The organism is Limnovirga soli (genome assembly GCF_013106755.1).
Lineage (GTDB): Bacteria > Bacteroidota > Bacteroidia > Chitinophagales > Chitinophagaceae > Limnovirga > Limnovirga soli.
The window spans coordinates 203,037-215,310 of the sequence record NZ_WHPF01000007.1 but is presented as its reverse complement, the minus strand read 5'-3'; the positions used below and the strand labels follow the sequence as shown (position 1 = coordinate 215,310).

Sequence of the window (12,274 nt, the reverse complement as noted above, 5' to 3'; positions counted from 1 at the left end):
TTAAACAATGTAGGATAAGAAAATAAAAATAAACTTTCCTATTTTTAGTTATAATTCCGTTTATGAAACACTACCTACCCTTATTAACTATAGTGCTTTTTATATGCAGTATTCCAGGAAAAGCGCAATTAAAACTTCCCGCATTTGGCGATGTTAGTGCAGCTGAGTTACAAATGAAAGAATGTGATTTTGAGCAGGATGCACCAGCCATGTTTTTAATTAATGAAGAAAGGGCCGAAATTACTTTTAATGAAAGTACTGGTTACAGTAAAATTATTTATGACCGCCGGGTGCGGTTAAAAATTTTCAAACAAAGTGGCTTTGCATATGCCAGTATTTCTATTCCTTATTCAGCTAAAAATAAAATTTCAAAAATTACTGAGATTGATGCGTATTGGTATGAGCTGGATGCCAATAATAATGTAGTTAAACACCATATTGATAAAAAAGATATCCTGCAGGATAAAGCAGAAGGCAAAAACGGTATGAATGCTTTGCGTTTTACTTTTCCAGGTTTAAAAACGGGTGCCGTTATAGAATACGCCTATACCAAAATTAGAAAATATGCCAGCACCCCTGAGCCATGGCTTTTTCAGGACCTGATTCCAACCAGGTTGTCTGTTTGTACAGTGGTGGCGCCTTTATCTACCAAAATAAACACCCATTTTGTAGTTAATTCCGCTGTTGAGGAGGATACTATTACCAGCAAAAGTGTGGCTAAAGAAATGGTGTTAAAAAGATATTATCTGCACAATTTGCCTTCTTTTAAAATGGAGCCTTTAATGAGCTCTATAAAAGACAATTTGCAAAGGGTAGAATTTGCTGTAAATTTTAGGAGAGGTTTTTTCTCATCCATGGTATCAGATCCAAAAATTGCCTGGAATATGTATAATATGGGGCTTTTATATTCTGCCAATTTTGGGGGCCAGTTTACCACCAATATAAAAGGAACTGAAAAGGCCTTGGATAGCATCAAAAAAATGCCTGCTACCACAGCTAAAATAAATGCCGTTTTTGAATTGGTGAAAAAGCAGGTTAAATGGGATAAAGAACAAACCTTATTTGCAGAAGATATTAATGAAAGTTGGGCTTCAAAAAGTGGGAATAGTGCGGAGATAAATATCACATTAATTAATCTATTAAAAAAAGTGAATGTACCCTGTTACCCTCTATTAATAAGTACCAGAGAAAACGGTAAAATAGATATGAATTTCCCCAGTTTAGGGCAGTTTAACGGGGTGGATGTGCTTGTACTAGACAGTACTGAAAACTATGTACTGGATGCCACTCAGGAATATATTAATTATACCATTCCCCCCATGAATATTATAAACCGTAGTTGCTATATAATTGATAATACCGAGAACAGGTTTGTAACCATTGCCGATATCAGGCCATTAATAAGTACTACCGTAAATATTGAGGGAACAATAGATAGTACCGGTGTTTTGCATGCTTTAGCAGCACTTAGTTATAAAGATTATGCCAAAGCAGAAAGAATGGAAGAAGAAAAAGAAATTGATGATAAAAAGAAACAGGAAAGGGAGAAAGACTTTATAAGCCTGGAGCTGGCCGATATTATTATTGATTCTACCCAAAAGAAAAATGCTGACAACCCAGCTGAACCCTTTTTGCACCAGCTTTATTTTCATTCTGCATTAACCAATACCGGGGATTTGTTTTTTATAAACCCTTTTACGTTTTCTATGTTTCATAAAAACCCTTTTACGGATAGTACACGCAACAGTGATATTGATTTTGGCAGTAACCAGCATTTTTCTAATTATTTACATTTTAGTATGCCCGATAATTTTGTGCTTGATGAGTTACCTAGAAATAAAATATTACGAATGGCAGATAGCAGTATTGTTTTTACAAGAGAGATATTTAAGGGCAATAATGAACTGGTAGTTCGAAACAATTTTGATTTAAATAATGCCATTTTTGCTAAGGAGGATTATATGGCTATCAAAGATTTTTTCGAAAAAATATATTCACTTTTTAATGAACCACTGGTATTGCGAAAAAAGGTTGAATAAGCCAACTCATATTTATTTGTTGAGTAGTTTCTAGCCTATTGTATCTTTTATATTTTTTGCTGCCATGAAAGAAGAACCCCGAACCGAGCGTGGCAAGTAAAGCCAAATTTGTTATCTGCTGCCGGCTACAAAATAATAAGTTATCTGATAGTGTTATTACATACCAATGCCGCCTTTGTACAAAAGCGGTATTGGTGATGTATTTAAAATAAATTATCGTGGTTTTAGCCAGCTTTCAGGATTGAGGTTCACATTTTTTTCGTTGGTTACCATAAAAATAATTTGTCCTTCGCCACTAAAACCTGCTGCTGAGCGACCAAGAACTTTACCCGCCTTTACCTGCTGCCCTTTTTCAACTGCCGGATTAGTTATATTGCTATAGGTAGTAAAATATTTACCATGGCGTATTACAATGGCCTGACCTGTGCCCATATCAAAAACGGCAGATACAACTCCATCAGCTACCGCTTTTACGTTAGCGCCAATGGGTAATGAAATTTCTACACCTGGCATATCGCCCTTTAATTTGGTATCGGGTATTTGATAAGGTCCAAAATGGGTAGATACCATTCCCTGATCTATTGGCCATGGCAAACGGCCTCGTCCATTTTCGAAGTTGATAGATACATTTGCTTCCTCGGTAGTAGATTCAAACGGGCTATATACGCGATTAGATTTAGGGCTGGTTACCCCACCACTCACTTCCGTATTACTTTTTACATTGCTGTTATCAGTAGTTGTTTTATTATCTGTTTTAGCTGTTGTACCCGATTGTGCCTGTACCTTTTTCTTTTCCTCTTCGTCTTTTTTTAGTTTGGCCAATCTTTCCTGTTCTTTCTTTTTGGCCGCTTCTATCTCCCTTTTAATAATGGTTTGCAGGGCCTGTGCCAGTTTTTGCCGGGTTCTTTCTTTATCCTTTAACTGTGCGGCAATATCATTTTCCTGGTTTTTTAATTCTTTTACTACCAGATCTTTTTCTTTTCTGTCATCTGCCAGTACCGTTAGCTGTTTGCTTTGTTCTTTTAGCGAAGTGCTTTTTTCTGCCTTATTAAAATTGAGTGTTTGAATTTGTTGCAATAGTAAAGCCTGCGTTTTTTGAATATTACTCACCTGTGTTTCGCGGTATTGACGATAGCTTTTTAAATAGGCTATACGTTTAACTGCATCGTTAAAAGAAGCAGCAGAAAAAAGAAAGTTCAGGTAATCGTAATTACTGCGGTTTTGATAGGCAAAAACAATGCTTTTAGCATATTGACCTTTTAGGGTATCCAGCTCATTTTTTAACCTGTAAATCTGTAACTGATTGGTATAAATATTATCATCCAACCGGCGCAAATCCCTGTTAATATTGTTTACCAGTTCCTGGCGTGCCTGTATTTTTCTCTGTACCAGTGCCAGTTGGGTTAAGGATTGCTTTTTATTTTTCTTAATCTGGTTAAGGGTTTGATTAAGTTGGGTTATCTCCTGTAAAAGCTGTTGTTGTTTTTTCTGAATTTCTTCTTTAGTTTCCTGTGCATGCACAGTAACAACCACCAGACTAAGGCATATAAAGAAAATAAGTTTTTTAATCATTTGCTTAAATAATTTTGCCCGTTAAAATATTTTTTTTCGCAGTACAAAGGCGTTATTGGCCAGGCCTTGAATTGCTATTAATCCCTGTTGCGTCGCACACTGCAGCGTTCTGTACATTGCCCGGCAAAACAACCTTGTATTTTATTATTATGGTAACGTTCCAATAAAGCTATTATTACTTTACCTTATAATTTTTAGGAACGTTAAATGGATAATCCTGCGGCTTATTAAAGGTATAGCCCTTAAATTCCAGGTCAATATCCAACTTCGATTTTTCGGCTACGGTTATTCTTCTTTTGGTAGAAAAATAATTGCCGGCTGTATTTTCATAACCATCGTAGGTGATATCGCAGGTACGGTTACGTAATGGGTCTATATCATCCAGTTTACTATGTACTACATTAAAGTTTTTATTTTCCAATGTAATCATATGCTTAAACACATTGCCTACCATTAACACCAGTAATTCATTTTCACGGGCCGTGTAGGATATCACGTTACTGTCAATAAAAACCGGATTGCCAATAATCAAATCCTGCAGCGAATAAAAATCAAAAGGCACTTCTGTTATTTCCTGTAAATAGGCTACGCTTCTCTCCTGATAGGTTTTCTCCAGTTTATTCATCAGCTTAAAACTGTCTTTAAACACTTCAAGCCTAATACCTTCAATACCCAATGCACCGGTTAATGATATCCATATAATACTGTCTTTCTGAACCCTTATATAAGCCGTAGCATTTTGTTCGCCACCTTCTTTTCCCTGATAATCTACCTTTACTTTGGCAGAAAACGTAGTAAAATCAATACGGTGTTGTTCCAGGTTGCCAATAATGCTTTTTACTATAGAAAAAGAATCGATGGTGATTTTTTGAGGAGCCACAACTACTGTTTGTGCAGTATCTTTTTTATTCATGGCATCCTGTATGCGTTGTACTTTTTTTGCCGGGCGGCAGCCTGCTATAAAGGCTATAAATACAATACAATATGCTATTTGCTTCATGTAAAAGGTTTAATGTTTACCTGTATGTCCAAATCCTCCTGTGCCACGGTCTGTTTCAGTTATTTGAGCTACCTGTACCCATTGCACCTGCGATACCTGCTGCACAATAAGCTGTGCAATTCTATCACCATTTTCAATGCTTTGTGGTTCGGTAGAAAGATTAATCAATATTACCTTAATTTCTCCACGATAATCTGCATCAATAGTACCAGGGGTGTTTAAACAGGTAATACCCTGTTTAAGTGCCAAACCACTGCGTGGCCTTATTTGTGCTTCGTAACCAGCTGGTAGTTCTATAAAAAGCCCGGTAGGTACCGCCATACGCTGCATTGGCTGCAGTACAATAGAGGTATCGATATTTGCCCTTATATCCATGCCGGCCGCACCTGCAGTAGCGTAAGACGGCAAGGCATTTTCAGACGTATTAATGATGTTTACAGTAATGGAATCCACAGTGGCAAAACTAATTAAATGAACTTGCAACTAAAACTTAATAAATATACTTGACTGCTTAGTTTACAGATTGTAACAAAACAGTAGCATATGCCATTAGACCTTCTTCACGGCCCACAAAACCCATTTGCTCGGTAGTGGTGGCTTTTATTGACACATCTTTTTCCCTTAGACCCAATATGCCTGCTATGGCTTTTTGCATGGCGGGCACAAATGGTTTTATTTTAGGCTGCTGCAAACAAAGGGCAGTATCTATATTAATGATGCTATAGCCTTCGGCAGTAATAAGATCAAAGGTTTTTTGCAGTAAAATTTTACTATCTATATTCTTAAAACTAGCCGATGTATCGGGGAAGTGCACGCCTATATCGCCTAAACAGGCGGCGCCCAGCAATGCATCGCAAATGGCATGCAGCAATACATCTGCATCGCTATGGCCTAATGCACCTTTGGTATGCGGTATTTTTACGCCGCCAATCCATAAATCCCTGCCTTCTACCAGTTGGTGAAAATCTACACCCATGCCTATACGTATACCCATTTTTATGGTTTTGCCGGTTATGCTGTATAGTAGCACCATAACCGCTTTTTACGAAATGCTGCAAATGTACTTTTGAAAAACAGCATAAAATAAAAAAATAAAGCGAAGGTGTTGCCTTCGCTTTATAAATTATATACTTCTGTAGTGTTGATGATATGATTGCGTGAGGGATAGTAGCGGAAAGCCCACAGCGCAGCGAGGACTTGCAGCGAATAGCCCGACCCGAAGGGGCACGCCCCAATTAATAGGCACTTGCATCGGCATCCAGATCGAACAGGATACCAAAACGCAGGGTATTGGATAGAGGGTTACGCGTAACGCCATTACCCGATGGTGCCAGATAAGAAAAATTAAACCCGAAAACATTGTATTTTAACCCAACGCCGGCAGTAAAATAGCGTCTGCCACCCTGGTTTTTACCTTCGTAAAAATAGCCAGCCCTTAAAGAGAACTGATCGTTATAGGTATATTCTGCTCCACCAGAAAAAGTGATTGCTTTATTACTAAATGATTTAAACCAGCTGTTAAAAATACTGGCTGTTCTGTAATCGGCAATATTTGCTGAATCGGTACTATAATCGCCGGTTGCAACTGGTGTGGCAGGTACCAGCAATTTATTAACATCAAGTGCCAGACTAAACTTGCTGGTTTCGTCTACTGCCCAGGTGTACGCTATGCCTGCACCAAAATTAGCGGGTATAAAATCTTTTGATTTGGCATCGTTGGTATAACCAATTTTTGTACCGAGGTTGGAGATATTGATGCCATAGGTTAAACCCTGGCCGTTATCATCCAATCCGTTATGGTATAAAGAAAGATCCGCCGCAATGGAATTACCTGCTTTATAGGTTACCCCATTAAAACTGCCATTTGCCAGATTGGAGTTAATATACCGCAAGGCCACACCAATACTAAGGTTATCAGCCAATTTTCTGGAGTAGCCAAAATCCAATGCAAACTCCCTGGGGCGGCTTGTATTAAGTGGGTTACCTGCAAAATCTACAAATTGTATTTGACCGAGGTTGAAATAACGAATACCACCTGAAATGGCTTGCTCATCGTCTAACTGATGGTAACCTGAAACAGTAGCCATATACACATCCTGTGCAATATCTTTTAACCAGGGGGTATAAGTTACACCTAAACCAGAACGGCCTTTGGCAAATGGCGTTTTAGCCAGGTTCCAGAAACCAGCATTGGCATCGGGGGCTGTTGCAATACCTACATCGCCCATACCACCTGCCCTTGCATCAGGTGAAATTCTTAAAAAAGGTACAGCAGTGGTTACAATATTCACAGGATCGGTAGTTTGTGCAATTGCTTTTTCATTGCTTACCATAGTGGTAATAAATAATACGGCTACTGCACTCAATGTTTGTCGCATCATCGAAATTTATGTTTTTTGACTTTTGTAAAATTAGCTGAACAATAAGATTACAACAATAAAAAAAGCAATGTTTGTTTCAGCTGTGTTAATGAGTAGATATTTGATCGATAAACACTTATTATTTTGGTTATTGTAGGTAGCAATAGCTGCTAAGCTACGGCAAATATGATACATTTTAGTTTTGTACCCAACATAAACCAAAAAAGTAAATAAAATATAATTCTACTCTGTTTTTAAGGGTAATGCGATGGGCTATATACTTATACGAAAAAAAATGAGTTCTGGTATGTGGCTGCCAAAAAAGATTTTTAACAGTACCATATTACTTAGGTTATCACTGATAAATGCACCCATTTGCAGGTTTCGTTTCTAAAATCGTATATATTCGCAAAATGCAACAGTTTATATACAATAATCTGTTAATAGCTACGTTTAATATCAAGCAAAACTGGTGTTCACAATGTATAAATTACTGAGAAACGCTTTATTTATAGCGGCCTTACTGGGCTTCGCTTCTTGTAAAAATGGCAGCATTTTTAAAAGGAAACCCGAAAAATCTGATGTTACCGGCTGGAATTATAACGATAAAAACCAGGGCGGATACTATGTATTTAAAGCCAAGGATGTAAAAACTGGTCCGGGCCTTGTTTTTGTACAAGGTGGTACTTTTACCATGGGCGCCGCACAGGAAGATGTGATGGGCGACTGGAATAATACGCCCCGCCGTGTTACCGTTAACTCATTCTTTATTGATAAAACAGAAGTTGCCAATGTGCATTACCGCGAATACCTGCACTGGTTGAATAATGTTTTCTCAGATCCGCAATACGAAGCAGTTTTGCGTGGTGCTTACCCTGATACACTGGTATGGCGTAGCGAACTGGCCTATAATGAACCTTATGTAGAATTTTACTTCCGCCATCCTTCTTATAATTATTACCCTGTAGTGGGTGTTAGCTGGAAACAGGCTTACGATTTTTGCGTGTGGAGAACCGATCGTGTAAACGAAAATGCATTAATTCAGGAAGGCTATCAGAACAAAAACGTAATTAAACAGGAGCTAAATGGTGGTGGTCAGGATAACTTTAATACCAAAAGTTATTTAATGGGCGAATACGATGGTATACCCAGCAAGCCTAAAAAGAAAGGCAATGCTTTATTGGATGCTCAAGGCCGCCCCAGAACAAAGGTTGATTTTACCGATGGTATCCTCTTCCCCGATTACCGTTTACCAACAGAAGCAGAATGGGAATATGCCGCCTACGGTTATATTAGCGAAAACCCACAACCCCGCAAATCTGAAAAGAAAAGAGGTGAGGAATTAATTGCCAATAAACAAATCTATGCATGGAAGAATGATGGTTACGATAACCTGCGCTCAACCAAACAAGGTGCCTGGCAAGGTGCTTTCTTAGCCAACTTTAAACGTGGTAATGGCGACTATATGGGTACCCCCGGTGGCTTGAACGACCGTGCAGCTATCCCTGCACCAGTTACATCTTTCTTCGCCAATGGTTTTGGTGTATATAATATGAGTGGTAACGTTAACGAGTGGGTTGCCGATGTTTACAGGCCTTTAACCAACCTGGAAGAAGATGATTTAAACCCTTACCGTGGTAACGTATTTACAAAAGTAGATGTTAGCGGCGGACAAGGTAATATGCGTGATAGTTTAGGTCGCCTGAAATATATACCAGAAAACGATTCAGATATAGTAAACCGTGTTAACTACCAGCATTCCTATGCTATTAACTATCTGGATGGTGATTCTATAAGTAACGTTACCTATGGCTATGGTATTACCACTTTAATAAACGATAAATCAAGGGTAATTAAAGGTGGCAGCTGGATGGATATGGCTTACTGGCTTAGCCCTGGCTCACGCCGCTTTATGCAGGAAGATCAAAGCAGCAGCACTACAGGTTTCCGTTGTGCCATGAGCCACTTTGGCCCGGCAGAAGGTACTTCTTCTAAATTAAAGAATGGTAATTTCTTCCCTAAGAGCAGACAAAAAAGATAAACAACTAAAAAAATAATTTAAAAATCCTGGTGCTGGCATCGGGATTTTTTTTTGCCCATGCTGTAAAGACGCAATACTATTTGTAGCCCGGCAGCAGGCAGCAATGCAGCTTTACTTGCGTCGCACACTTGTACGTTCCAATATTATGGCAGCACACCAGGCTTTTCCTGCTTACAAAAGCTGCACAACCTTACTCATTTTAATGCAAAAGCCTACATTTGTTGGTATGAATAAGAAGCTTATCTCCGTATTGGTATCCGCATGTTTTATAAGTATGGTTGTTGCGCAACAGTCAAAAAATATTGTAGGTGCAGGTAAAACGGTAGATCCATATCACTACAAAATAGTAAAAATAGCCACATTTAATAAAGCTTGCGTAGCCAGTGCACACCCGTTGGCAAGCGAAGTGGGTTTAGCCATTCTGCAGCAAGGTGGAAATGGCTTTGATGCCATGATTGCTACACAGTTAACCCTTGCGGTGGTTTACCCCGGTGCCGGTAATATTGGTGGAGGTGGTTTTTTAATGGCCAGAAAAAAAGATGGCACCCAAATAGCCCTAGATTACAGGGAAATGGCCCCGGCAAAATCTACCCGGGATATGTACCTGGATAAAGCAGGCAACCCGCAAAATGCTTTGTCTGAGTCTGGCCATTTATCCGCAGGCGTACCCGGTACAGTGGCTGGTTTATTTGCTACTGCCAAGTATGCCAAATTACCTTTTGCCACTTTAATACAACCTGCTATAGATATTGCAGCCAATGGTTTTGTAATAAGTGCCGAGGAAGCAGAAGGCCTTAATGAAAACCGCAAAGATTTTCAACAGTATTCTACCCGCCCAACCGCATTGGTAAAAGCACAGCCCTGGAAAGCTGGCGATACACTGGTGCAACCAGAACTGGCGGCCACCCTGCAACGGATAAAAGATAATGGCGCCAAAGGTTTTTATGAAGGTGAAACCGCACAGTTAATTGTAGCCGAAATGAACCGGGGCAATGGTTTTATAACCTTGGATGATTTAAAAAACTATACAGCAAAAGAAAGAAAAGCTGTAAGTTTTAATTACCGGGGTTACAATATCATCAGCTTTCCGCCACCCAGCAGTGGGGGTATATTATTGGCCCAAATGCTAAAGATGATTGAAAAATACCCGGTAAAATCATACGGTTTTCAATCCCCGCAAAGTGTGCAATTGATGATTGAAGCAGAACGCCGTGCTTATGCCGACAGGGCTACGCATATGGGAGACCCGGACTTTTGGAAAGTGCCGCAAGAAACACTTATCAGCGATGCTTATTTGGCCGAACGAATGAAAGATTATTCCCCCAATAAAGCCTCTGTAAGTAAAGAGATAAAAGCAGGCACCATTCACGAAAGTGATCAAACTACCCATATCAGCATTATTGATGCTGAAGGCAATATGGTAGCGGTAACCACTACCTTAAACGGCAGTTATGGTAGCCGCACTGTAGTTGGTGGCGCAGGATTTATTTTAAACGATGAAATGGACGATTTTAGCATAAAACCAGGCGTACCCAATATGTATGGCGCCGTTGGCGGCGAAGCCAATGCCATTGTTGCCGGCAAAAGAATGCTAAGCTCTATGACACCCACATTGGTATTACAAAATGGCAAACCATTTATGGTAGTGGGCACACCCGGTGGCACCACCATACCCACATCGGTGTTTCAAAGTATTGTAAATGTTATTGACTTTAATATGAATGCGGCTGATGCCGTAAATAGTCCCAAATTTCACCACCAATGGCTGCCTGACGAAGTTATGATTGAAAATAATTTTTCTGTCAGCACAAAGCTGGCGCTGGAAAAAATGGGTTATAAACTTAGAAATATTGGCACTATTGGCCGTACTGAATTAATTAAAATATTACCCAACGGCAAAAGAGAAGTGGCAGCAGACATTCGTGGTAATGATAGTGTGGCGGGTTATTAGTAAGAATAAACTTCATTATAGCAAAAGCCAGTAGAAAAGCAGTTTGAATAACCGATAATAAAACACCGTGTTTACAGGCTATTGAAAGCTGCCCCAAATTACAGGCGCACAAGTGTGCGACGCAAGTGAAGCTAAATAGGTGTATAGCTGCAGGGCCAATAATTCTTTACTGGCTTTATTTTAAAATTACCTGTTTACTGGCAACAGGGATTGTATAACTTTAGGGTTGGTTGCCCATTTTATTTACCGGCAAAATCGGCACCATTATAGGCCCATTTTATTAGGGTGGCGCCCCAGGTAAAACCGCCGCCAAAAGATACAATAACAATATTATCGCCCTTTTTTAGCTGGGGTTCGTACTGCCATAAACATAAGGGAATAGTGGCTGCAATGGTATTGCCATATTCTTCAATATTCAGCATAATTTTTTCCATGGGTAAACCAATATCTGCGGCCACTGCATCAATAATACGCAGGTTAGCCTGGTGCGGAACTACCCATGCAATATCATCCGGTGTTAAATTGTTTTTTGCCATCACTGCTTTACTGGAATCTGCCATGCCTGTAACGGCATATTTAAACACGGCTTTGCCATCCATAAAGGCAAAATGTTCTCTTTTCTCAACGGTTTCGTGTGTGGCGGGGTTTAATGAGCCACCTGCTTTTTGGTGCATTAATGCCCGGCCTTCGCCGTTGCTGTGAAACACACTGTCCTTTATACCTACGGTTGTATCAGTGCAGGGTTCTACCAATGCTGCGGCAGCACCATCGCCAAATAGAATACAGGTATTGCGATCGGTATAATCAACAAATTTGGTCATATTATCTGCGCCTACCACAATAATTTTTTTGTAACGGCCGCTTTCTATATAACTGGCGGCTGTGGTTAAACCAAATAAAAAGCCACAACAGGCAGCTGTAAAATCGTAGCCCCAGGCATTAATAGCACCAATGCTGGTGGCAATAAAAGCACCGGTAACAGTAAGCTGCATATCGGGTGTCATGGTGCAACAAATAATGCAATCTATTTCTTTGGGGTCGAGCTGTTTTTTGCGTAAGATTTCGTTGATAGCAGCAATTGCCAAATCGCTGGTAGCTTTGGTGGTATCTGTTAACTTCCTTCTTTCCTTAATACCTGTTCTGGTAGTAATCCATTCATCATTTGTTTGTACAAGTGTTTCCAGTACCTGATTGGTTAATTTGTAGTCGGGAACATATCCACCCATACAAGTAATTGCAGCAGCTATTGTATTGTTATTTGGCATTGCTTTTCAATAGTTTTAGGTAATTGGCTATTGGTGTAAAGATACA

General features: G+C 39.5%; 9 protein-coding genes. 3 read left to right on the top strand and 6 right to left on the bottom strand.

The window, feature by feature from the left end; translation table 11 throughout:
* Nucleotides 1-62: 62 nt before the first annotated feature.
* Nucleotides 63-2,039, top strand: a complete 1,977-nt coding sequence (locus GD597_RS11550; protein WP_171608013.1) for a DUF3857 domain-containing protein — start codon at nucleotides 63-65, stop codon at nucleotides 2,037-2,039.
* A gap of 213 nt (nucleotides 2,040-2,252) precedes the next feature.
* On the opposite strand, the gene GD597_RS11545 is transcribed toward GD597_RS11550, so the two are convergent.
* The 5 genes from GD597_RS11545 to porV form a co-directional block, all read right to left on the bottom strand.
* Nucleotides 2,253-3,611, bottom strand: coding sequence for a murein hydrolase activator EnvC family protein (locus GD597_RS11545; protein WP_171608012.1), 1,359 nt, complete (start codon nucleotides 3,609-3,611; stop codon nucleotides 2,253-2,255).
* A gap of 175 nt (nucleotides 3,612-3,786) precedes the next feature.
* Nucleotides 3,787-4,611 carry a DUF4292 domain-containing protein gene (locus GD597_RS11540; protein WP_171608011.1) on the bottom strand — a complete coding sequence of 275 codons (825 nt, stop codon included), beginning with the start codon at nucleotides 4,609-4,611 and terminating at the stop codon, nucleotides 3,787-3,789.
* Between the two features lie 9 nt (nucleotides 4,612-4,620).
* Nucleotides 4,621-5,094, bottom strand: coding sequence for a dUTP diphosphatase (gene dut, locus GD597_RS11535; protein ID WP_216368573.1), 474 nt, complete (start codon nucleotides 5,092-5,094; stop codon nucleotides 4,621-4,623).
* Between the two features lie 28 nt (nucleotides 5,095-5,122).
* Nucleotides 5,123-5,644, bottom strand: coding sequence for a 2-C-methyl-D-erythritol 2,4-cyclodiphosphate synthase (ispF, locus tag GD597_RS11530; RefSeq protein WP_317170306.1), 522 nt, complete (start codon nucleotides 5,642-5,644; stop codon nucleotides 5,123-5,125).
* A 202-nt stretch (nucleotides 5,645-5,846) separates the two neighbouring features.
* Entirely contained in the window at nucleotides 5,847-6,992 is a 1,146-nt protein-coding gene (gene porV / locus GD597_RS11525; protein ID WP_171608010.1) for a type IX secretion system outer membrane channel protein PorV, read from the bottom strand.
* Nucleotides 6,993-7,452: 460 nt separating this feature from the next.
* On the opposite strand from porV, the gene GD597_RS11520 reads away from it, so the two are divergent.
* Both GD597_RS11520 and ggt read left to right on the top strand, forming a co-directional pair.
* Nucleotides 7,453-9,012, top strand: coding sequence for an SUMF1/EgtB/PvdO family nonheme iron enzyme (locus tag GD597_RS11520; protein WP_171608009.1), 1,560 nt, complete (start codon nucleotides 7,453-7,455; stop codon nucleotides 9,010-9,012).
* Nucleotides 9,013-9,238: 226 nt separating this feature from the next.
* Nucleotides 9,239-10,963, top strand: coding sequence for a gamma-glutamyltransferase (gene ggt / locus GD597_RS11515; protein ID WP_171608008.1), 1,725 nt, complete (start codon nucleotides 9,239-9,241; stop codon nucleotides 10,961-10,963).
* Between the two features lie 239 nt (nucleotides 10,964-11,202).
* Here the strand turns inward: ggt and GD597_RS11510 are convergent, their stop codons facing one another.
* On the bottom strand, nucleotides 11,203-12,228 hold the full coding sequence (locus tag GD597_RS11510) for a beta-ketoacyl-ACP synthase III (protein WP_171608007.1): 1,026 nt from the start codon (nucleotides 12,226-12,228) through the stop codon (nucleotides 11,203-11,205).
* Nucleotides 12,229-12,274 lie beyond the last annotated feature (46 nt).

What these genes read in the sequence shown, in the direction of transcription:
- GD597_RS11550 (WP_171608013.1), top strand. Translation starts at nt 63, where the DNA reads ATGAAACACTACCTACCCTTATTAACTATAGTGCTTTTTATATGCAGT.
- GD597_RS11545 (WP_171608012.1), bottom strand. Translation starts at nt 3,611, where the DNA reads ATGATTAAAAAACTTATTTTCTTTATATGCCTTAGTCTGGTGGTTGTT.
- GD597_RS11540 (WP_171608011.1), bottom strand. Translation starts at nt 4,611, where the DNA reads ATGAAGCAAATAGCATATTGTATTGTATTTATAGCCTTTATAGCAGGC.
- ispF (WP_317170306.1), bottom strand. Translation starts at nt 5,644, where the DNA reads ATGGTGCTACTATACAGCATAACCGGCAAAACCATAAAAATGGGTATA.
- porV (WP_171608010.1), bottom strand. Translation starts at nt 6,992, where the DNA reads ATGATGCGACAAACATTGAGTGCAGTAGCCGTATTATTTATTACCACT.
- GD597_RS11520 (WP_171608009.1), top strand. Translation starts at nt 7,453, where the DNA reads ATGTATAAATTACTGAGAAACGCTTTATTTATAGCGGCCTTACTGGGC.
- ggt (WP_171608008.1), top strand. Translation starts at nt 9,239, where the DNA reads ATGAATAAGAAGCTTATCTCCGTATTGGTATCCGCATGTTTTATAAGT.
- GD597_RS11510 (WP_171608007.1), bottom strand. Translation starts at nt 12,228, where the DNA reads ATGCCAAATAACAATACAATAGCTGCTGCAATTACTTGTATGGGTGGA.